This is a genomic window from Haemophilus haemolyticus (genome assembly GCF_001008275.1).
Lineage (GTDB): Bacteria > Pseudomonadota > Gammaproteobacteria > Enterobacterales > Pasteurellaceae > Haemophilus > Haemophilus haemolyticus_P.
Genome location: NZ_LCTH01000029.1, coordinates 15,753 through 37,464, shown reverse-complemented (window position 1 = coordinate 37,464; position 21,712 = coordinate 15,753). Strand labels below are relative to the sequence as shown.

At 38.2% G+C, this 21,712-nt stretch carries 18 protein-coding genes; 7 read left to right on the top strand and 11 right to left on the bottom strand.

From position 1 onward, the window contains the following. Positions 1-36 precede the first annotated feature (36 nt). The 3 genes from AAX15_RS04210 to cmk form a co-directional block, all read right to left on the bottom strand. Complete coding sequence (locus AAX15_RS04210; protein WP_005629286.1) at positions 37-318, bottom strand: integration host factor subunit beta; 282 nt, start codon at positions 316-318, stop codon at positions 37-39. Between the two features lie 121 nt (positions 319-439). Further along, positions 440-2,089 carry a 30S ribosomal protein S1 gene (gene rpsA / locus AAX15_RS04205; RefSeq protein WP_005630739.1) on the bottom strand — a complete coding sequence of 550 codons (1,650 nt, stop codon included), beginning with the start codon at positions 2,087-2,089 and terminating at the stop codon, positions 440-442. Between the two features lie 96 nt (positions 2,090-2,185). Continuing rightward, positions 2,186-2,863, bottom strand: coding sequence for a (d)CMP kinase (cmk, locus tag AAX15_RS04200; RefSeq protein WP_046939274.1), 678 nt, complete (start codon positions 2,861-2,863; stop codon positions 2,186-2,188). Between the two features lie 274 nt (positions 2,864-3,137). Between cmk and AAX15_RS04195 the strand changes: the two genes are divergently transcribed. Further along, complete coding sequence (locus AAX15_RS04195; protein WP_046939273.1) at positions 3,138-6,005, top strand: TonB-dependent receptor domain-containing protein; 2,868 nt, start codon at positions 3,138-3,140, stop codon at positions 6,003-6,005. Between the two features lie 95 nt (positions 6,006-6,100). Here the strand turns inward: AAX15_RS04195 and mtnN are convergent, their stop codons facing one another. The 4 genes from mtnN to dsbC form a co-directional block, all read right to left on the bottom strand. Further along, positions 6,101-6,790, bottom strand: coding sequence for a 5'-methylthioadenosine/S-adenosylhomocysteine nucleosidase (gene mtnN, locus AAX15_RS04190; protein WP_046939272.1), 690 nt, complete (start codon positions 6,788-6,790; stop codon positions 6,101-6,103). Continuing rightward, the gene (locus AAX15_RS04185; protein ID WP_046939271.1) at positions 6,790-7,494 is read right to left on the bottom strand and encodes a thiol:disulfide interchange protein DsbA/DsbL; all 705 of its coding nucleotides are present in this window, start codon (positions 7,492-7,494) and stop codon (positions 6,790-6,792) included. Before AAX15_RS04185 ends, mtnN begins: the two co-directional genes overlap by 1 nt. Next, on the bottom strand, positions 7,487-9,214 hold the full coding sequence (gene recJ, locus AAX15_RS04180) for a single-stranded-DNA-specific exonuclease RecJ (RefSeq protein WP_046939270.1): 1,728 nt from the start codon (positions 9,212-9,214) through the stop codon (positions 7,487-7,489). Before recJ ends, AAX15_RS04185 begins: the two co-directional genes overlap by 8 nt. Positions 9,215-9,289: 75 nt before the next feature. Continuing rightward, entirely contained in the window at positions 9,290-9,979 is a 690-nt protein-coding gene (gene dsbC, locus AAX15_RS04175) for a bifunctional protein-disulfide isomerase/oxidoreductase DsbC (protein WP_046939269.1), read from the bottom strand. A 132-nt stretch (positions 9,980-10,111) separates the two neighbouring features. On the opposite strand from dsbC, the gene prfB reads away from it, so the two are divergent. After that, a protein-coding gene (prfB, locus tag AAX15_RS04170) for a peptide chain release factor 2 (protein ID WP_100185028.1) occupies positions 10,112-11,210 on the top strand; the annotation gives its coding sequence in 2 pieces (ribosomal slippage) (positions 10,112-10,186 and positions 10,188-11,210; 1,098 coding nt in all). Between the two features lie 112 nt (positions 11,211-11,322). Next, complete coding sequence (gene lysS / locus AAX15_RS04165; RefSeq protein ID WP_046939268.1) at positions 11,323-12,831, top strand: lysine--tRNA ligase; 1,509 nt, start codon at positions 11,323-11,325, stop codon at positions 12,829-12,831. Positions 12,832-12,916: 85 nt separating this feature from the next. On the opposite strand, the gene mdh is transcribed toward lysS, so the two are convergent. Beyond that, positions 12,917-13,852 carry a malate dehydrogenase gene (gene mdh / locus AAX15_RS04160; protein ID WP_046939267.1) on the bottom strand — a complete coding sequence of 312 codons (936 nt, stop codon included), beginning with the start codon at positions 13,850-13,852 and terminating at the stop codon, positions 12,917-12,919. Between the two features lie 205 nt (positions 13,853-14,057). Between mdh and argR the strand changes: the two genes are divergently transcribed. Continuing rightward, positions 14,058-14,513 (top strand): transcriptional regulator ArgR, encoded by a 456-nt coding sequence (gene argR / locus AAX15_RS04155; protein ID WP_005638679.1) that lies wholly within the window; start codon positions 14,058-14,060, stop codon positions 14,511-14,513. After that, entirely contained in the window at positions 14,513-15,403 is an 891-nt protein-coding gene (locus tag AAX15_RS04150) for a TIGR01777 family oxidoreductase (protein ID WP_046939266.1), read from the top strand. The genes argR and AAX15_RS04150 overlap by 1 nt, the downstream gene beginning before the upstream one ends. A 66-nt stretch (positions 15,404-15,469) precedes the next feature. On the opposite strand, the gene purF is transcribed toward AAX15_RS04150, so the two are convergent. The 3 genes from purF to yfbV all read right to left on the bottom strand — a co-directional run bounded on the left by purF (position 15,470) and on the right by yfbV (position 18,019). After that, positions 15,470-16,987: an amidophosphoribosyltransferase gene (gene purF / locus AAX15_RS04145; RefSeq protein WP_046939265.1), complete on the bottom strand. Its 1,518-nt coding sequence runs from the start codon at positions 16,985-16,987 to the stop codon at positions 15,470-15,472. 10 nt (positions 16,988-16,997) lie between these two features. Continuing rightward, positions 16,998-17,489, bottom strand: coding sequence for a CvpA family protein (locus tag AAX15_RS04140; RefSeq protein WP_005626270.1), 492 nt, complete (start codon positions 17,487-17,489; stop codon positions 16,998-17,000). A gap of 86 nt (positions 17,490-17,575) precedes the next feature. Next, on the bottom strand, positions 17,576-18,019 hold the full coding sequence (gene yfbV / locus AAX15_RS04135; protein ID WP_009500030.1) for a terminus macrodomain insulation protein YfbV: 444 nt from the start codon (positions 18,017-18,019) through the stop codon (positions 17,576-17,578). A gap of 221 nt (positions 18,020-18,240) precedes the next feature. On the opposite strand from yfbV, the gene AAX15_RS04130 reads away from it, so the two are divergent. Both AAX15_RS04130 and pta read left to right on the top strand, forming a co-directional pair. Continuing rightward, the gene (locus AAX15_RS04130) at positions 18,241-19,446 is read left to right on the top strand and encodes an acetate kinase (RefSeq protein WP_046939264.1); all 1,206 of its coding nucleotides are present in this window, start codon (positions 18,241-18,243) and stop codon (positions 19,444-19,446) included. A gap of 67 nt (positions 19,447-19,513) precedes the next feature. Beyond that, positions 19,514-21,649 (top strand): phosphate acetyltransferase, encoded by a 2,136-nt coding sequence (gene pta / locus AAX15_RS04125; protein ID WP_046939263.1) that lies wholly within the window; start codon positions 19,514-19,516, stop codon positions 21,647-21,649. Positions 21,650-21,712: the final 63 nt, after the last annotated feature.

The following is a 21,712-nucleotide window of genomic DNA, read 5'->3' as shown; positions in this document are numbered from 1 at the left end:
GTAGTTGTAAAGGCATATTCGAGCATTTTAATTTTATTAATAAATATCTACACGCTCTTTTAATTCTTTGCCAGCTTTAAAGTGCGGTACAGATTTAGCTTCTAATTTAACAGAATCCCCCGTTTTTGGATTACGCCCTAAACGAGGGTTACGATAATGCAGTGAAAAACTTCCAAATCCTCTCAACTCAACACGATCGCCATTTTCAAGAGATTGAGAAATAAACTCCAAAATATCTTTTACCATATTTTCGATTTCTTTTACGGGTAAAGTCGGATGTTTCGCTAATAATTTTTCTATAAGTTCTGACTTAGTCATCGTCTTTTCTCCCTTAATATTATTCAAATTAAGATTTATTGCTAATACATTATTTCAATGTATTAGCAATAAGCCCTAAAAATAAGGCTGGACATGAGCCCAGCCTTATTACGTGAATTAATTATTCACCTTTAGCTGCTTTAAATGCTTCAGCCATTGCGTTTGGAATAGCAACTTCTTCTTGTTTGTTATTCACATTTGCAACTGCAGCAGCTTCTTCAGCTTGATCTTTTGCTTTCACTGATAAGTGAACGATACGAGATTTACGATCTACACCAGTGTATTTAGCTTCAACCACATCACCTGCAGCAACTTCATTTGTTAAATCAGCTGCACGGATATAACCTTCAACACCGCCCGCTAATTCAACTTTAGCACCTTTTGCATCTGCTTCAACTACTGTTGCAGATACTACAGCGCCTTTTTTGTTGATTGCTACGAAGTTATTGAATGGATCTTCTTCAAGTTGTTTGATACCTAAAGAAATGCGCTCTTTCACTGCATCAACTGCTAATACTACTGCAGAAACTTCGTCACCTTTTTTGTAGTTACGAACGGCTTCTTCACCTGATACATTCCAAGAAATATCAGATAAGTGAACTAAACCATCGATACCACCTTCAAGACCGATGAAGATACCGAAATCAGTGATAGACTTGATTTTACCAGTTACTTTATCGCCTTTATTGTGAGTTTCAGCAAATTGAGTCCATGGGTTAGCTTTGCATTGTTTTAAGCCTAAAGAAATACGACGACGTTCTTCATCAATTTCTAATACCATTACTTCTACAGTATCGCCTAAGCTAACAACTTTAGATGGGTGGATATTTTTATTAGTCCAATCCATTTCAGAAACGTGAACTAAACCTTCAACGCCATCTAAGATCTCAACGAAACAACCATAGTCTGTTAAGTTAGTTACTTTACCAGTTAATTTGCTGTTCACTGGGTGATTTTCAGCAATTGCAGCCCACGGATCTTGACCTAATTGTTTTAAGCCTAAAGATACACGAGTACGATCTTTATCAAATTTTAATACTTTAACAGTAACTTCATCGCCAACATTCACGATTTCGCTTGGATGTTTAACACGTTTCCAAGCCATATCGGTGATATGTAATAAACCGTCAACACCACCAAGATCAACGAATGCACCGTACTCAGTTAAGTTTTTAACGATACCTTTAACTTCTGAACCTTCAACAAGATTTTCTAATACTTGTTCACGTTCTTGGCTGTTTTCAGATTCAATCACTGCACGACGAGAAACAACAACGTTGTTACGTTTTTGATCTAATTTGATTACTTTGAATTCTAATTCTTTACCAAGTAAGTGATCTGCTTCACGCGCTGGACGGGTATCAACTAAAGAACCTGGTAAGAATGCACGAACACCGTTTAACTCAACTGTGAAACCACCTTTCACTTTGCCGTTGATTAAACCGATAACGGTCGCTTTTTCTTCGTAAGCTTTTTCTAATTCAATCCAAGATTCGTGACGAACAGCTTTCTCACGAGAAAGTTTAGTTTCACCGAAACCATCTTCAACTGCATCTAATGCAACATTTACAGTATCGCCAACTTGGATTTCAAGTTCGCCTTGTGCATTTAGAAATTCAGCAACAGGGATTGCAGACTCAGATTTTAAACCTGCATCAACAAGCACAAAGCCTTTTTGGATAGCTACTACAGTACCGCTAACGATTGAACCTTGACGAGTTTCAAGGCCTTTTAATGATTCTTCAAAAAGTTGAGCAAAAGATTCTGACATATAAATAATCTTCTTAATTTAAGTTAATAACATCCACATTAAAATCCATAAAATGCGGGGTTGAGGATAAATGCTTATTCTTCCTTGAACAAACAGTTAAATCGAAACTGATACCTTTTCTTGAATATAAGCTAACGCCTGATCAATAACTTCACTAATACTCAACGTTGTGCTATCCAATAACAAAGCATCATCAGCCGGTTTTAGAGGCGCAACCTCTCTATTTCTATCACGAAAATCACGCTCTTTTATCTCGGCTAAAATCTGCTCAAAGTTACCATTTATTCCTTTATTTTGCAACTGTTTATAGCGCCTTTTTGCGCGTTCTTCAGCACTTGCATCTAAAAATAACTTCACTTGAGCATTTGGGAATACCACAGTCCCCATATCTCTACCATCAGCAATTAATCCATCATTTTTCGCAAAATCTTGCTGAAGTTGTAACAAAGCTAACCGCACTTCTGGAAACACAGCGACTTTAGATGCAGCATCAGCGACTTCTTGAGTGCGAATTAAATGGCTTACATTCATGCCAGCAAGCAAAATATTCACCTCGCCATTTTGAGGAATAAATTGAATATCTAAGTGACGAGCTAATTCAGCTAGTGCCGATTCATTTGTTAAATCAGTTTTACGTTGCAATGCCGCTAATGCTGTAACGCGATAAATTGCTCCACTATCCAATAAGGCATAACCTAGCTTTTCAGCCAAAGCGTAACAAAGCGTGCCTTTCCCTGCACCGCTAGGCCCATCAACGGTAATAATCGTTCCCATATAACTTATCCTTTACTTATCAAAAGTTGACGTATTATAAAGATAAACATTCTATTTCGCTATTGCCACCTTTCAAACTTAACTCAAGATCCACTAACAAAGAGTAAAAAATAACAAACGCGCACCTATAAGCTTTTTAGTTAAAGAGCCCTCTTTTATAAATTAATTTTTTTCATTTTTTTAGAGTTTTATATTAATTTTAATAAAAATTTATTGAATTTTACAAAACACAATAAGATAATACGAATCTTTCTCAAAAAATAAGGAAGTAATAATGCAGAAAGTTATTCGATTAAATTTAATTACATTTTGTCTTATCAATACAATAAGTGTATCTATTATGGAAGCTCAGGCAGAAGAAACGCTAGAGCAAATTGATGTAGTAGAAAAAAATGTCGCTAACGATAAAAAACCTTTTACGGAAGCAAAAGCGAAAAGTACCCGAGAGCATATTTTTAAAGAAACCCAGACTATCGATCAAGTTATTCGAAGTATCCCAGGTGCTTTTACTCAACAAGACAAAGGATCTGGCGTAGTTTCTGTTAATATTCGTGGCGAAAATGGGTTAGGTCGTGTCAATACAATGGTCGATGGCGTCACTCAAACTTTTTACTCTACTGCCATGGACTCAGGTCAATCAGGTGGTAATTCTCAATTCGGTGCATCGCTTGATCCTAACTTCATTGCTGGTGTCGATGTCAATAAAAGTAACTTTTCAGGTTCCAATGGCGTAAATACCTTATCTGGTAGTGCCAATTTTAGAACATTAGGTGTTAATGATGTTATTACTGATGACAAACCTTTTGGGCTCATCGTAAAAGGAATGACGGGGAGCAATGCAACTAAATCGAATTTTATGACAATGGCTGCAGGCAGAAAATGGCTGGATAATGGTGGTTATGTTGGTGTGGTATATGGTTACAGTCAACGTGAGGTGTCTCAAGATTATCGTATCGGTGGAGGTGAACGATTGTCTTCGCTTGGACAAGATATTCTTGCTAAAGAAAAAGAAGCCTATTTCCACAATGCCGGTTATATTTTAAATTCAGCTGGACAGTGGACTCCTGATCTAAACAAAAACCATTGGTCTTGTAACGCACCCAATCCAACATTTAATGGAAATACAGACCCAATTACAACAACCGATGAGCTAACTGGAGCGACCGAAACAAGAACACCAGGTTGTATTACTCGGATTGAAAGAAAAGAAGAAAATTATGAGTATGTTAGTGAAGAAGATACGCCTAATGAGCCTCGTTATAATACATCTAGCTATCAACTTAATACTTATAAAAATGAAACCAGAAGAAAAATTCTGAGAGAATTGGAAAATGGTATACAACCTCAAAATATCCCTGAATTACAAAATGATGTAGATTCCACAAATAACTCATTTGAACGCAATAAAGATCAATATAGTGTTGCCCCTATTGAGCCAGGCAGTTTGCAATCTCGTTCTCGTAGCCATTTATTAAAATTTGAATATGGCGATGATAACCATACCTTAGGTGCACAAATACGTACCCTTGATAATAAAATTGGTTCTCGAAAAATCGAAAATCGTAATTATCAATTAAATTATAATTTTAATAATAATCGCTATCTTGATCTAAATCTAATGGTAGCACATAACTTAGGTAAAACCATTTATCCTAAGGGTGGCTTTTTTGCTGGTTGGCAAGTTGCAGACAAACTTATTACCAAGAATGTGGCAAATATTGTTGATATAAATAACAGCTATACCTTCTTATTGCCAAAAGAAATCGATTTAAAAACCACATTAGGGTTTAACTATTTTACTAATGAATACAGTAAAAACCGTTTTCCAGAAGAATTAAGTTTGTTTTATGATGATGCTTCACATGATCAAGGTAACTACAGTAATTTAGGACGATTTAAAGGCAGTCGTAATTTACTACCACAACGTTCAGTTATTTTACAACCTTCAGGTAAGCAGAAATTTAAAACGGTGTATTTTGATACCGCACTTTCTAAAGGCATTTATCATTTAGATTACAGCGTGAATTTTACCCATTATGCGTTTAATGGTGAGTATGTTGGATATGAAAATACAGCGGATCAAATTAATGAACCGATTTTGCATAAATCAGGACATAAAACAGCGATAAATCACTCAGCAACACTTAGCGCAGATATCAATGATTATTTTATGCCGTTTTTCACCTATTCGCGCACACATAGAATGCCAAATATTCAAGAAATGTTCTTCTCTCAAGTATCTGATGTTGGCGTAAATACGGCATTAAAACCTGAGCGAGCTGAAACTTATCAACTTGGATTTAATACCTATAAAAAAGGCGTTTTCACTAAAGAAGATATATTAGGTTTAAAACTAGTAGGCTATCGCAGCTTTATCAAAAATTATATTCATAATGTATATGGTGTATGGTGGAGAGATGGCGTTGTTCCTGACTGGGCAGCTAATAATGGATTTAGATTCACCATTGCTCATCAAAATTATAAGCCTATTGTGAAAAAGAGCGGCGTCGAGTTAGAAATTAACTATGACATGGGACGTTTCTTTGCAAATCTATCTTATGCATACCAACGAACAAATCAACCAACCAATTATGCGGATGCAAGCCCACGTCCTAACAACGCATCAAAAGATGATATTCTGAAACAAGGTTATGGTCTATCCCGTATATCAATGTTACCTAAAGATTATGGAAGATTAGAACTTGGATCTCGCTGGTTTGATCAAAAATTAACTCTTGGTATCGCAGCACGTTACTATGGAAAAAGTAAACGTGCAACCATTCAAGAAGATTATATTAACGGTTCTCAATTTGAATTAAATACGAGCCATGAACGAACTTATTATGCAATCAAAAAAACAGAGGAAATTAATAAACAACCGATTATTTTAGATTTGCATGTAAGTTATGAACCTGTTAAAGATTTAATTATCAAAGCTGAAGTACAAAACCTACTAGATAAACGTTATGTTGATCCTTTAGACTCAGGCAATGATGCTGCTTCACAGCGATATTATTCAAGCTTAAATGATTCAATTTGTAGTAAAAATAATACTTGTGAAGATGGAGGAAAAGATAAATCTGTACTTTATAACTTTGCACGTGGAAGAACTTATATTCTGAGTTTCAATTATAAGTTCTAATGAGTTCATATAAAAGGCATAGCTAATAAACTATGCCTTTTTAAATAATGTTTACAATTCAAATTTAGAATTATTATCTTATTAAGAGATTATTACTACAGTCTGTCTATCATCCCTAATACTAATGCCGAAGACTGTTTTGCGGCCAACGGTAAGAACTCTTCAAAAGACATACTTGCTTCACCATCTCCTCCATCCGAAATAGCTCGAACCACCACAAAAGGCACATTAAAAGCATAGCAAACTTGTGCAATCGCTGTGGCCTCCATTTCAACCCCCGCCACATTCGGGAAGTCAGCTTTTATTTGTGCAATTTTGTCTTCACTATTAATAAAACTATCGCCAGAGCAAATTAAACCACGTTTTACTGATTGTCCTTGCTTTTCTGCAATTTCTTGAGCGAGGTCAGCCAATTTTTTGTCCGATAAAAATGCCGCGGGATTAGCGGGCAACTGCCCTTTTTCATAGCCAAAAGCTGTTACGTCCGCATCGTGGTAGCGTGTTTCATCTGAAATTACAATATCTCCCACTTTCAAGCCTTTTGCTACCCCACCCGCAGAACCAGTATTGATCACAAAATCTGGCTTGGCTAATTGCAATAACGCCGTAGTGCCAATTGCCGCAGCCACTTTGCCAATACCAGATTGCAATAATGCAACATTTTTACCATTAATTTTGCCTTCAAAAATTATCGCACTTGCTACTCGAGTTTCAGTTCTCTCTGCCATTACATTTTTTAAAATTTCTACTTCTTGCGCCATTGCGCCAACAATTCCGATTTTCATCACTTTTGTTCCTGTTCTATTTTATTTACCAAAAAATCTAACACTGCCACGCTATAATCATCGTTATAAAGCGTACTCGCCGTGAGTACATATTTCCCCCCAATGACAACGTAAGGATAGGTAAAAACACCATATTCTTCCGTCAATTCAATCGCATCTTGAATTTGTTCTTTTACTCTTTCTGAATTTTCAGCCTGAATAAATAACTGCTTATCTAGCCCTTGTTCTTCCGCCCATTGTTGAATTTTATTTGTCGCAGATAATTCTCCATAACGGGATTTTTCTGAAGTTTCAAATAATAAAACATTAGATAATTCACCCGCACTTAGTGCTTGCAAGGTATAAAAAACGCGTGCGCTAAACTGGCTATCCGAAGTTGCAATAGGATATTGTTCCAACGCGACTTTATTTGTACGCATTTGACTATAAAGCTCCAAAATATCTTGCGCTGACGAACAGACGCGGCAATCGTAATCCCAAAAGAATTGAATACGTATTTTTTTATCCGCTCTAGGCGCTTGATCAATAGGCTCTTGATAAGAAAAATAATCCCGCCCATCTTCAAAATGCATGACATCAGAATATGGTAAGTGCGGTGAATTTTGAGTAGAAAATTCTTTTTGATTTACTTCAGCTATAACCGATGATGTAAACCCAAATAAACCTAATACGAATAATCCATAAAATTTCAAAATATTACTCATCAATCGCTTCAATATATTCCACTAAAAGCTGTACATTTCGGTTACCACGAAACTCATTAACATCCAATTTATATGCAAATCTTGCCTGTTTAATTGAAAGATCAGGATACAATCTTGTGTCAATATTAAACGCAACCGCGTCTAATAAAGGTCCACCTTGTTTTGGCTCCACTAACATTTTGAGATGATTTTGATTTTGTCCAATTGCACGCTGGTCTAAAATTTTAAATTCTCCATCAAAACAAGGCTCTGGGAAAGCTTGTCCCCAAGGGCCTGCTGATTTTATCAGTTCTGCCGTTTCAAGATTAAATTCATTTGAATTTAATTCGCCATCGGTCCAGATTACACCTTGTAAATGTTCTTCATCAAGCCAATCGGCAACGGTTTGATTAAAAATATGTTGGAAATCGTCAAAGTGTTCTTCTCGGAGGCTTAATCCCGCAGCCATCGCATGGCCACCAAATTTTAAAATCATATTAGGATGTTGCGAATGAATACGCTCTAAAGCATCACGCATATGTAAGCCTTCAATAGAACGCGCAGAACCTTTCAAAACTCCCTCACCATCTTTCGCGAAGGCAACCACAGGGCGATGATATTGCTCCTTAATCCGAGATGACACAATGCCCAACACACCTTGATGCCAATCTGGTTGATAAAGTGTAATCCCCGAAGGTAACTCTTTAAAAAGTGCGGTGAGATTTTGGCAAATTTCTAATGCCTCAAGCTTCATGCCTGCTTCAATTTCTTTACGCGTTTGATTGAGTTGGTCAAGATCTAAAGCCAATTCTCTGGCTTTTAGCATATCGTCAGCCAGTAAAAGCTCTACCCCAATCGACATATTGTCTAAGCGCCCCGCTGCATTTAAACGAGGTCCGATACAAAAACCGAGATCATTTGAAGTAAACTGTTCAACATTACGGTTAGCCACTTCTGCTAATGCAACAATACCGGGACGGCAACGCCGTGCACGAATCCGCATTAAGCCTTGATAAGCAAGGATACGATTATTTTGATCTAAAGGCACCACATCCGCTACAGTACCCAATGCCACTAGATCGAGCAAGTCTGTAAAATTAGGTTGTGTTTCTGCAGTAAAAATACCGAGCTCACGAAATTTTGCTCGTACGGCTAACATCAAATAAAACGCAACACCAACGCCCGCTAAGGATTTTGAAGGAAAACCACACTGACTTAAATTAGGATTAACAATAGCATCAGCTGGCGGCAAAGTTTCCGGTGGTAAATGATGATCCGTCACTAAAACACGAACACCTTTTTCTTTCAAAAATGCAATACCTTCAAAAGATGAAACACCATTATCCACCGTCATTAACAGCTGAACGCCCTTTTCAATCGCCATTTCAGCCACAGGAATACTCAAACCATAACCTTGTTCAAATCGATTTGGTACAAGATAATCCACATCCGCAAAACCAAGTTGTCTTAAAGCCAGCACACTCAATGCTGTACTAGTTGCACCATCAGCATCGAAATCCCCAACAATCACTATTTTTTGCTGTTGTTGGTAAGCTTCCACTAATAAATTTACCGCTTGCTCAATACCATATAGCTGATTTGGATTCAGCATTGATTTTAAAGTGCGGTCTAATTCTTCGGTGTTTTGAATATGGCGTGCGCGATAAAGGCGATCTAATAACGGATGGTTTGAAACAGAATTTCCAATTGGAATTTCACGGCGTTTGATAAGTTTTTTCACGGTGTATTTTGTTTTAATTTATCACATTCAAAGGGCATATAAGATATGCCCTTATAAATATGAATATCGCTAGAATTATTTTGTTGTTTCTTCAAGTGCGCTCAATAAATCAGCTGGTTTTAAATAACCGCCAATAAGCTCACCAGTTGAGGTAACAATACTTGGTGTGCCATTTACGCCAAATTGTGCGCCTAATTCATAATGTTTTTTCACAACATTTGGGGTTTTAACTTCTTTCGGTAAATTGCCTTTTTCTGCTTCATTTAAAGCAAAAACAGGATCTTTAGCCGTCCAAATTGCTTCCATTTGTTTTGCAGTTTGGTTATTCATGCCCGCACGAGGGAAAGCTAAATAACGCACTGTAATACCAAGATCGTTATATTCTTTTAATTGTTGATGTAATAAATGGCAATAATGACAAGTAATATCCATAAATACCGTCACAACATGCTTTTCATTTTTAGCGGGATAAACAATCATCTCGTTTTTATAAGAATTAAGTTTATCCACTAAAATTTTACCCGCTACATCAACAGGACCATTATTTGTGAGTTCGTAAAGTTTACCTTGGAAAGCATATTTTCCATCTTCCGTCACATAAAGTACGCCTTGATCTGTTACTGCTGTTTTGATGCCTGAAATTGGCGAGGATTTCACATCAATATTTGATGCGCCAAGAGACTGTAACTTGCTTTTAATTGTGGCATCGTTTGCCATTGCATTAGCCGCGGCCACGCACAAAAGTGCGGTAAAAATTTTCTTCATTTTTTGTTCCTAAATTTACTTGAGTAAGAAAGTCTGAAATTATAGAGAGATTGCTAATTTCTGCAAGGTCAAACTATCCAAAAATCAGAAAATAGCATATAATTCCACACTTTATCACACAGTGAATTTATTATGTTTGAAATCAATCCTGTAAAAAATAAAATCACCGACTTATCCGACCGCACTTCGGTGCTTCGGGGGTATCTTTGACTTCGATGCCAAAGTTGAGCGTTTAGAAGAAGTCAATGCGGAATTAGAACAGCCAGATGTTTGGAATGATCCGGATAAAGCCCAAGCGCTTGGTAAAGAACGTGTTTCTTTAGAACAAGTTGTAAATACCATCAAAAATTTAGAACAAGGCTTAGAAGATGTTGATGGTTTGTTAGAACTTGCCATCGAAGCAGAAGACGAAGACACCTTCAATGAGGCAGTAGCTGAGTTAGATGAACTCGAACAACAACTTGAAAAATTAGAGTTCCGTCGAATGTTTAGTGGCGAACATGATGCTTGCGATTGCTATGTGGACTTACAAGCAGGTTCTGGCGGTACGGAAGCTCAAGATTGGACAGAAATGTTGCTCCGTATGTATCTCCGTTGGGCTGAAAGCAAAGGTTTTAAAACAGAACTGATGGAAGTCTCTGACGGTGATGTTGCAGGGTTAAAATCGGCAACGATTAAAGTGAGCGGTGAATATGCCTTTGGTTGGTTACGAACAGAAACCGGTATTCATCGTTTGGTGCGTAAAAGTCCATTTGATTCCAATAACCGTCGTCACACATCATTCAGTGCAGCATTTGTCTACCCTGAAATTGATGATGATATTGATATTGAAATCAATCCTGCTGATTTACGTATTGATGTTTATCGTGCATCAGGGGCAGGTGGTCAGCACGTAAACAAAACAGAAAGTGCGGTGCGAATTACCCATATGCCAAGTGGCATTGTGGTGCAATGTCAGAACGATCGTTCACAGCACAAGAACAAAGATCAAGCGATGAAACAATTAAAAGCAAAATTGTATGAGCTTGAATTACAGAAGAAAAATGCGGATAAGCAAGCAATGGAAGATAATAAATCCGACATTGGTTGGGGAAGCCAAATTCGCTCTTACGTATTAGACGATTCACGCATTAAAGATTTGCGTACTGGCGTGGAAAACCGTAATACCCAAGCCGTATTAGACGGTGATTTAGATCGATTTATTGAAGCGAGTTTAAAAGCTGGGCTTTAAGCATGATTTGCTGGATGAGTAAAGATGCGTTACTTATCCCATCATAAGAAATAACCCCAAAGTGCGGTTATTTTTGAAGATATTTTTAAAGTTAAAATTAAAGGTAAACAATATGTCAGAACAAGAAGTTAAAGAATTAGATCTCAATGGCGAAATGCTCGTTCGTCGTGAAAAATTAGCCGCATTACGTGCAAAAGGTAATGCATTTCCAAACAAATTTCGTCGTGATGCGCTCGCACAAGATTTGCACAATCAATATGATGCAGAAGACGGTGAAATCTTAAAAGAGAAAGGCGTTGAAGTACAAGTTGCTGGCCGTATTATGACTCGCCGTGTAATGGGTAAGGCGACGTTTATCACCATTCAAGATATGAGCGGTAAAATCCAGCTTTATGTTGCACGCGATAATTTGCCTGAAGGCGTTTATAAAGATGACGTTGGTACTTGGGATTTAGGTGACATCGTTGGCGTTAAAGGCACTCTATTTAAAACAAAAACCGATGAACTCACCGTTAAAACCACTGAAGTTCAACTTTTAACTAAAGCACTTCGCCCATTACCAGATAAATTCCATGGCTTAACCGACCAAGAAGTTCGTTATCGCCAACGTTATTTAGATTTAATTTCTAACGAAGAATCTCGCCGCACTTTTATTATTCGTTCTAAAGTTGTCGCGGGTATTCGTGAATATTTCATTTCTAAAGGCTTTATGGAAGTGGAAACACCAATGTTACAAGTGATTCCAGGCGGTGCATCTGCGCGTCCTTTCGTGACTCATCACAATGCATTAGATGTGGATATGTATTTACGTATCGCACCTGAACTTTATTTAAAACGCTTAGTCGTTGGTGGATTTGAACGAGTATTTGAATTAAACCGTAACTTCCGTAATGAAGGGGTTTCTGTTCGCCATAATCCAGAATTTACCATGCTTGAATACTACCAAGCGTATGCAGACTACCATGATTTAATGGATAACACCGAAGAACTTCTTCGTAAATTAGCGATTGATATTCTTGGTACTACTATTGTGAAATACGGCGAATACGAATTTGATTTTGGTAAACCATTCGAACGTATTACGTTACACGATGCAACCATTAAATACGGTGCAGACAAAGGTATCGTAAAAGAAGATTTATATGACTTTGATCGTGCAAAAGCCACGGCAGAACGCTTAGGTATTGAAGTACAAAAATCTTGGGGTTTAGGCAGCATTGTCAATGCAATTTTTGAAGAAGTGGCTGAACATCACTTAATTCAACCAACATTCTTAATGGCTCACCCTGCGGAAATTTCGCCACTTGCACGTCGTAATGATGAAAATCCTGATGTAACAGATCGTTTTGAGCTCTTTATCGGTGGTCGTGAAATCGGTAATGGTTTCTCAGAGTTAAATGACGCGGAAGACCAAAATGAACGTTTTGATGCACAAGTGGCTGCGAAAGAAGCGGGTGATGATGAAGCAATGTTTAAAGATGAAGACTTTGTTGTTGCGCTAGAACACGGCTTACCACCAACAGCTGGTGAAGGTTTAGGTATCGATCGTTTAGCGATGCTTTATGCAAATGCACCGTCAATTCGTGATGTTATCTTATTCCCTGCAATGCGTCAGAAATAATAAAGACACAAATAAAAGCCACCATTTGGTGGCTTTTTTATCGAAACATGAAAAAGGGAGCTAATGCTCGCTTCTTTTTTAATGATTAACCATTAATAAATTTTTCACCTAATTCAATATCTGCACGTAAAGTCGGTAACATATTTTCTAAGGCTTGTTGTTCAAAATTGCTTAATGGACCAATTGGTAAAATTTCTTCTACACCTTCTTTGCCTAAACGAACTGGTTGAGAGAAGAAACGAGCATATTTACCATCACCTTCAACATAAGTACATTCAACAACTGTCTCGCCACTCAATCCCTTCACTAAAGAACGAGCAAAACGCGCTGCAGCTTGCGCCATTGAAAGCGTTGCAGAACCGCCACCCGCTTTTGCATTGACCACTTCTGTACCTGCATTTTGGATACGTTTTGTTAATGGTTCGATTTCATCTTCATTCCATTCAGCATATTGAACTTGAGAAAGTAATGGAAGAATAGTCACACCTGAGTGACCACCAATAACAGGAACGCTCGTACGAGAAACATTTAAACCTTTTAATTCAGCCACAAAGGTTTCAGAACGTAACACGTCTAAAGTTGTCACACCAAATAATTTACGTTTGTCGTAAACGCCTGCTTTTTTCAATACTTCAGCCGCAATTGCAACTGTAGTATTAACTGGGTTAGTGATGATACCAACACAAGCTTTTGGGCAAGTAACCGCGACTTTCTCAATTAAACCACGAACAATGCCCGCATTAATATTGAATAAATCTGAACGATCCATACCCGGTTTACGTGCAACACCAGCAGAAATTAATACAACATCCGCACCTTCAAGTGCAGGAGCTGGATCTTCACCAGAAAAACCTTTCACATTCACTGCGGTTGGAATATGGCTCACATCCACTGCAACACCTGGGGTAACAGGGGCAATATCATATAATGCTAAATCTGAACCAGCAGGCAACTGAAGTTTTAGTAATAACGCTAATGCTTGACCAATACCGCCTGCGGCGCCTAATACTGCAACTTTCATAAATACTCCTTATGTGTTAGTTAATTTAAGATGACCTGATTTTAAAATTTTCATCTCACAATTACAAACAGAGAAATATCATTCTATGATCTAGTTCACATTTCTGAGGCAATTTTTTCCTTCTCTTTGCTTTTATTCACATTCAAGTTGCTGAAAATGAATTTTTATGCAATTCTTATGCAAATTTTGACTGTTGAAAAATAAAATGACTGACAATTTAACTCGCGCTTTTAAAGAATTACTCAATCAAGAACGCTTTGGCTCTCAAAGTGAGATTGTCGATGCCTTAAAAAAACAAGGCTTTACAGGCATAAATCAATCAAAAATATCCAGAATGCTCACCAAATTTGGAGCAGTTCGCACCCGTAATACCAAAATGGAAATGGTCTATTGCTTACCAGGTGAATTAAGTGTTCCTAATACCAGTAGTCCATTAAAAAATCTTGTATTAGACGTTGATTACAATGATATGTTAATTGTCATTAAGACTTCTCCGGGTGCGGCACAACTCATCGCTCGCTTACTCGATTCAATTGGAAAATCAGAAGGTATCTTAGGTACTATCGCAGGCGATGACACAATTTTTATCACACCAACACGTGGCACAAAAATTGTCGATTTACTCAAAAATGTTCAACGTTTATTTGAAAACGCGTTGTAATGAACATTTTATTAACTGGGGGTACGGGACTTATCGGCAAAGCACTTGTTGAACAACTCTGCTTACGCAATGAACAAGTGACGATCTTAACGCGCTCAAGTACGCCGCGTACTATCTCAAAGCAAAAAAACATCAAATTTATTACCGCACTTTCAGAACTCGATTTACAAGAACAGTTTGATGCCATCATCAATCTTGCTGGTGAGCCGATTTTTCATAAAGTTTGGACGACAAAGCAAAAATCTATTTTACGAGAAAGTCGTTTAAGCCTCACTACTCAACTGGTTGAATTCATTAATCAATATCAGCAACACCCTATTTTTATTTCAGGTTCAGCGACTGGAATTTACGGCGATCAAGACGAACACAAAATTACCGAAACAAGAAAAACAGCAGAAACCTTCACCGCACAATTATGCCAAGATTGGGAAAATATTGCGCGACAAGCTAATGCGAGGGTTTGTTTGATTCGAACAGGCATGGTCTTTTCTAAAAAAGGGGGCGCGCTTGCAAAAATGTTGTCTTTATATAAATGGGGACTTGGCGGTAAACTAGGCAAGGGAGAGCAATATTTCCCTTGGATCGCTTTAGAAGATATGGTAAATGGCATTTTATTTTTACTCGATCATTCAAAATGTGAAGGCTCATTTAACTTCACAGCCCCTACCCCAATAAAACAGCATAAATTTAACCGCACTTTAGCTCGAATATTAAAGCGCCCGGCCTTTGCAACCATTCCAAAATGGATATTACATTTCATTCTTGGCGAACGAGCGAATCTATTACTCGAAAGCCAAAATGTTGTGCCTGAAAAATTACTCAATGCTGGATTCCAATTTAAATATTCTGATTGCGAAAACTATCTAAAAGACATCCTAAAAAACAAATAAAAAAATCACCGCACTTTTTTAATGCGGTGATTTTTTATCGGACTAAATATCTCGCCTTATCGAAATTTATTGTTCATTATAAATTTCAAGATTAGATGCTTGTTTTTCACGTTTTTTCTTTGCACTATCGTTCCGTTGACTTGCGATTTTCTCCAAATATTCTGGCGTGATGTCACCTGTAATATATTCGCCTGTGAACACTGAACAATCAAACCCTCGAATAGACGGATTTTCTAATTGAACAGATTCGGTAAGTGCGGTCAAATCTTGGAAAATTAGCTTATCTACGCCAATCAAATGCGCAATTTCATCAACATTTCGACCGTAAGCGATCAGTTCATCGCGACTTGGCATATCAATACCATATACATTCGGATAACGAATTTCTGGAGCTGCTGAGGCAAAGTAAATTTTCTTCGCGCCAGCTGAGCGAGCCATTTCAACAATTTGCTCAGAAGTTGTACCGCGAACGATAGAATCGTCCACCAATAAGACGTTTTTATCTTTAAATTCAGCTTTAATAGTATTCAATTTGCGACGAACCGAACTAATACGCTGTGCTTGTCCTGGCATAATAAACGTACGGCCAACATAGCGATTTTTCACAAATCCTTGTCGGTAAGGTTTCCCTAGTACACGGGCAATTTGTAACGCAATATCTGTGGAGGTTTCAGGAACGGGAATCACCACGTCAATATTATCAATTTCATCCGCCCATTCTTTTGCAATTTTTTGTCCGAGTTTTTCGCCCATGTGAACACGTGCCGCATAAACAGAGACTCCATCAATTGTTGAATCTGGGCGTGCAAAATAAACATACTCAAAAATACAAGGATTTAACACCGCACTTTCGGCACATTGTTGCGAATAAAGCTCGCCATCAAACGTCACATAAACGGCTTCACCAGGGGCAATATCGCGAACAAAGTCAAAACCCACAATATCTAAGGCTACTGTTTCAGAGGCAAACATATACTCAGTTTTGCCATTTTCTTCGCGTTTACCCAGCACCAAAGGACGAATACCAAAAGGATCACGAAACGCAACCATGCCATGCCCAATAATCATCGCTAAACAAGCATAAGCACCACGAACATCGTTGTGAGTTTTACGAACGGCATAGAAAATATCTTGTGGGTCGAGGTGATCTTGAGGAATATGATCGAGATGGTTAGCGAGAATATTAAGAAGAAGTTCGGAATCTGAATTAGTATTTACATGGCGGCGAGCTGTTTTAAAGACTTTTTCTTTTAACTCCACTGAGTTGGTTAAGTTGCCGTTATGCACCAAAGTGACACCATAGGGGGAATTCACATAAAAAGGCTGCGCCTCTGAGACGCTAGAACTCCCCGCTGTAGGATAGCGAACATGCCCCAACCCAGCAGTTCCTTGCAATCGTAGCATATGCTCTTGATGGAACACATCACTCACTAAACCATTAGCTTTGCGTAAGCGGAAACGATTTTCATCGTCAACCGTCACAATGCCCGCAGCATCTTGCCCACGATGTTGCAAAAGAGTTAATGCTGCATAAATAGATTCATTAACCGGACTTTGGCTAACAATACCGACAATACCACACATTTTGTGTTCCTTATTGATTAAGCGTTGGATTTAAAAAACTTGAACTAGCCTGAAGTTGTTGAAAGAACCATTCAATAATAAAACCAAAGTGCGGTATTAATTGAGATTCTTTCCACCAATCAGTTTGTTCAAAATTGGTGAAGGTATCCATGAAAAATAATAACGCAGCGACAATCAGCGCACCGCGCACTAAACCAAAAATCGCACCTAACACACGATCTGTGCCACTTAAACCCGTCTTATCTACTAATTGACTAATCACATAATTTACTATGGCACCCACGATTAAAGTCAGTACAAATAAAATCCCGATTGCGGTTCCATTACGAATATACATTGATTCAATTTGCGTAAGATAAGCTGCAAGATAAGGATAGAACTGGCTTGCTACAATAAATGCCACAACCCAGCTACCGAGTGAAAGCACTTCGCGTACAAAACCGCGTAATAAACTGACAAGAATGGAAAAAGCGATAATGCCAATAATAATGTAATCGATCATTAAAAAATCTCTCAATGAAAAACGGCCGTTTAAAACGACCGAGGTATTCTACAAAAATAAAGCCAAAAAGAAAACGTTTGCGTAAACTAAATTTCCTGCCAAAAAGCACGTTCAAATTTGCTTTGAGCTTTCTTTAAGACTTCTGCTAAATGTTGGTATGTCGGTTGATCTTGCACAAGAGGCAAGGGTTCATGTAGTTTTTTTAAGCGTTCGCAAATATCATAAAACCACACCGCACTTTGATTTTCTAATGGCGAATTCGCACGCTTACCAAGCCAATAAAGACCTTGAAAAGGAATAAGCAAGGCAAAAAGTGCGGTCAAAATTGCAATAGAAAAGGCCATCAAATCATTTTTTGCATAAATCTGTTGCCACACCACTGCAAATACAGCAACAAAGGGCATGAATTTTTGTGCAAAATTCGTGGCTTTCATAATGCGGTTTTCAGGGAAAATAATCCCTAACTTAGCCTCCTGTGGCCAAGTATTAAGATAAATTTGTCCCTGTTTTAAAATGGAAAAAAATGCCATAAAAACACCTTTAAAAAACAACCGCACTTATCATACCCCAGTTTGCCTGAAATTGTCACCTTACTGAAAAAGTTTAATTTTTCAAAAAGTTCCATAAATCGTTGTCTTTTTATACTGGGATGAATTTATTTTGTTTATCAAAAGGTGTATCCTATGCCAGATTTTTTCAATCCATCTACGATGGTGGATTTCCATTAACTTTAATCAAATATAGGGTTCCCATGTCAAAACTTGTTCTTATCCTTAACTGTGGTAGTTCTTCACTAAAATTTGCAATTCTTGATCCTGCAACAGGTGAAGAAAAATTATCCGGCTTAGCGGAAGCATTTTTCTTACCAGAAGCTCGTATCAAATGGAAACTCAATGGTGAGAAAGGTAACGCAGATTTAGGCGCAGGCGCAGCTCATACTGAAGCGCTTAACTTTATCGCGTCTAATATCATGACAGATGAGCTTAAAAACTCTATCGCGGCAATTGGTCACCGTATCGTACATGGTGGTGAAAAATACACCCAATCTGTTATCGTAACTGATGAAGTTGTTAAAGGTATTGAAGATGCTGCACAATTTGCACCACTTCATAATCCAGCACACTTAATCGGTATTCGCGAAGCATTCAACGCATTCCCGCACTTAAAAGATAAAAACGTAGTAGTTTTTGATACAGCATTCCACCAAACCATGCCTGAAGAAGCATTCCTTTATGCCCTTCCATACTCTTTATATAAAGAACATGGCGTTCGTCGCTACGGTGCACACGGTACTAGCCACTACTTCGTTTCTCGTGAAGTCGCTGAATATGTAGGAAAACCTGCAGACCAAGTCAATACGATTATTTGTCACTTAGGTAATGGTGGTTCTGTTTCTGTTGTGCGTAACGGTAAATGTATCGATACATCAATGGGCTTAACTCCGTTAGAAGGTTTAGTCATGGGCACTCGTTGTGGTGATATCGACCCTGCAATCGTATTCTACCTATACAAAACTTTAGGTATGTCTATGGAACAAATTGAAGAGACTTTAGTGAAAAAATCTGGTCTTTTAGGTTTAACTGAAGTAACAAGCGACTGCCGTTATGCCGAAGATAACTACGATGACGCATCTAAACCAGAAGCAAAACGCGCTTTAGATGTATACAGCTATCGTTTAGCGAAATATATCGGTGCTTATATGGCTGTATTAGATGATGATCACTTAGATGCGATTGCTTTCACTGGTGGTATTGGTGAGAACTCAGCACACGTTCGTGAATTAGCATTAAATCACTTAAAATTATTTGGTATTAAAGTAGATAACGAACGCAATCTAGCGGCACGTTTCGGTAAAGATGGCGTAATCACCACTGATGATTCAGCATTTAAAGCGATTGTTCTTCCAACTAACGAAGAATTAGTTATCGCACAAGATACCGCAAAACTTTGTTTCTAATTTAACAACAAGCTGCCGAATTTTCCGGCAGTTTTTATTTATAACATATACACATTAAGGTTTAACTATGTCTCGCACGATTATCCTTATCCCTGTAAGCACAGGTGTGGGTTTAACTAGCATTAGTCTGGGATTAATCCATTCTCTTGAACAAAAAGGCGCAAAAGTTGGTTTTATGAAGCCGGTTTCTCAACCAAGCACAGGTGAAGATAAACTGGATCGTACAACCTCTATCATTCGCACCAGCACTACCCTTGAAACTTCTGAACCATTTATGTTAAGCGTTGCGGAATCATTGATTGGGCAAAATCAGTCTGATGTATTGTTAGAAAAAATTGTGGCAAATCACCAACAATTAACTAAAAACAACGATATCGTTGTAGTTGAAGGCTTAATTCCAACAAGAAAACACGGTTACGCAAATAGCATCAACTATGAAATTGCACAAGCATTAGATGCGGAAATTGTATTAGTTGCAGCACCTGCAACTGAAACCCCAACCGAATTAAAAGATCGCGTAGAAGCAGCAGCCTCTTTATTTGGTGGCAAAAATAATCCAAATCTTTTAGGCGTGGTTGTAAACAAATTTAATGCACCCGTTGATGAATCTGGCCGTACACGCCCTGATCTTGCTGAAATCTTTGATTCATTCCAACACAGCCATGCATGTGAAGCAGAAGTGAGCAAATTATTTGCAAATAGCTCAATCAAATTATTAGCTTGCGTGCCTTGGTCTGCAGATTTAATCGCAACACGTGCTATCGATTTAGTGAAATACTTAGGTGCATCAATTATCACTGAAGGAGATATTAACCGTCGTATCCGTGGTATCACTTTCTGTGCAAGAAGTTTGCCAAATATGGTTGAGCATTTCCGTGCAGGCAGCTTATTAGTCGCTTCAGCAGATCGTCCAGATGTACTTGTGGCAGCCGCTCTCGCAGCGTCAAATGGTATTGAAATCGGCGGTCTCTTATTAACTGGCGGTTACAAAATTGATGCTCAAATCAATAAACTTTGCTACCCAGCTTTTGAAAAAGCAAAATTGCCAATCTTCCGTATTGAAGGTAATACTTGGCAAACAGCATTAAATTTACAAAACTTCAACCTTGAAGTGCCCGTTGATGATAAAGAGCGTATTGAAAACATCAAACAATACACAAGCCAGCACTTTAATGCTGACTTCATCAATAACTTAGTTGCGGATTCTACTCGTTTACGTCGTTTATCCCCACCAGCGTTCCGTTTCCAATTGACTGAACTTGCTCGTGCTGCGAAAAAACGCATTGTGCTTCCTGAAGGTGATGAACCTCGTACAATCAAAGCAGCCGTACTTTGTGCAGAACGTGGCATTGCGGAATGTGTGCTTTTAGCAGATCCAGCATCTGTTCAACGTGTAGCTGAAGCACAAGGTGTTAAATTAGGTAAAGGAATTACAATCATAAACCCAGCAGATGTTCGTGAAAACTATGTTGCTCGTTTAGTTGAATTACGTAAAGCTAAAGGTATGACAGAAACCGCAGCTCGTGAACAATTAGAAGACACCGTAGTGCTTGGTACCATGATGTTAGAAGCAAATGAAGTGGATGGTTTAGTATCTGGTGCTGTTCACACGACTGCAAATACCATTCGCCCACCAATGCAAATCATCAAAACTGCACCAGGTAGTTCAATTGTTTCTTCTATCTTCTTTATGTTATTACCAGATCAAGTGCTTGTTTATGGTGACTGTGCGGTAAACCCAGATCCAACTGCAGAACAACTTGCTGAAATCGCAATTCAATCTGCAGATTCTGCAAAAGCATTTGGTATTGATCCAAAAGTCGCGATGATTTCTTACTCAACAGGTACATCTGGTAGCGGTGCTGATGTAGAAAAAGTGAAAGAAGCAACCCGTATTGCGAAAGAAAAACGCCCTGATTTATTAATCGATGGCCCATTACAATACGATGCAGCTGTAATGGAAGATGTAGCTCGCTCTAAAGCACCAAATTCACCAGTAGCAGGTAAAGCAACGGTATTCGTATTCCCTGACTTGAACACCGGTAATACCACTTACAAAGCAGTACAACGTTCTGCAGATTTAGTGTCTATCGGTCCAATGCTTCAAGGTATGCGCAAACCAGTCAATGACTTATCTCGTGGTGCCTTAGTTGATGATATTGTGTACACAATTGCCTTAACCGCAATTCAAGCGACACAATAGCTCAAGTAAAAATATAAAAGAAAATACCGCACTTTGCCACTGGCAGTAAAAGTGCGGTATTTT

What these genes read in the sequence shown, in the direction of transcription:
- AAX15_RS04210 (WP_005629286.1), bottom strand. Translation starts at nt 318, where the DNA reads ATGACTAAGTCAGAACTTATAGAAAAATTATTAGCGAAACATCCGACT.
- rpsA (WP_005630739.1), bottom strand. Translation starts at nt 2,089, where the DNA reads ATGTCAGAATCTTTTGCTCAACTTTTTGAAGAATCATTAAAAGGCCTT.
- cmk (WP_046939274.1), bottom strand. Translation starts at nt 2,863, where the DNA reads ATGGGAACGATTATTACCGTTGATGGGCCTAGCGGTGCAGGGAAAGGC.
- AAX15_RS04195 (WP_046939273.1), top strand. Translation starts at nt 3,138, where the DNA reads ATGCAGAAAGTTATTCGATTAAATTTAATTACATTTTGTCTTATCAAT.
- mtnN (WP_046939272.1), bottom strand. Translation starts at nt 6,790, where the DNA reads ATGAAAATCGGAATTGTTGGCGCAATGGCGCAAGAAGTAGAAATTTTA.
- AAX15_RS04185 (WP_046939271.1), bottom strand. Translation starts at nt 7,494, where the DNA reads ATGAGTAATATTTTGAAATTTTATGGATTATTCGTATTAGGTTTATTT.
- dsbC (WP_046939269.1), bottom strand. Translation starts at nt 9,979, where the DNA reads ATGAAGAAAATTTTTACCGCACTTTTGTGCGTGGCCGCGGCTAATGCA.
- lysS (WP_046939268.1), top strand. Translation starts at nt 11,323, where the DNA reads ATGTCAGAACAAGAAGTTAAAGAATTAGATCTCAATGGCGAAATGCTC.
- mdh (WP_046939267.1), bottom strand. Translation starts at nt 13,852, where the DNA reads ATGAAAGTTGCAGTATTAGGCGCCGCAGGCGGTATTGGTCAAGCATTA.
- argR (WP_005638679.1), top strand. Translation starts at nt 14,058, where the DNA reads ATGACTGACAATTTAACTCGCGCTTTTAAAGAATTACTCAATCAAGAA.
- AAX15_RS04150 (WP_046939266.1), top strand. Translation starts at nt 14,513, where the DNA reads ATGAACATTTTATTAACTGGGGGTACGGGACTTATCGGCAAAGCACTT.
- purF (WP_046939265.1), bottom strand. Translation starts at nt 16,987, where the DNA reads ATGTGTGGTATTGTCGGTATTGTTAGCCAAAGTCCGGTTAATGAATCT.
- AAX15_RS04140 (WP_005626270.1), bottom strand. Translation starts at nt 17,489, where the DNA reads ATGATCGATTACATTATTATTGGCATTATCGCTTTTTCCATTCTTGTC.
- yfbV (WP_009500030.1), bottom strand. Translation starts at nt 18,019, where the DNA reads ATGGCATTTTTTTCCATTTTAAAACAGGGACAAATTTATCTTAATACT.
- AAX15_RS04130 (WP_046939264.1), top strand. Translation starts at nt 18,241, where the DNA reads ATGTCAAAACTTGTTCTTATCCTTAACTGTGGTAGTTCTTCACTAAAA.
- pta (WP_046939263.1), top strand. Translation starts at nt 19,514, where the DNA reads ATGTCTCGCACGATTATCCTTATCCCTGTAAGCACAGGTGTGGGTTTA.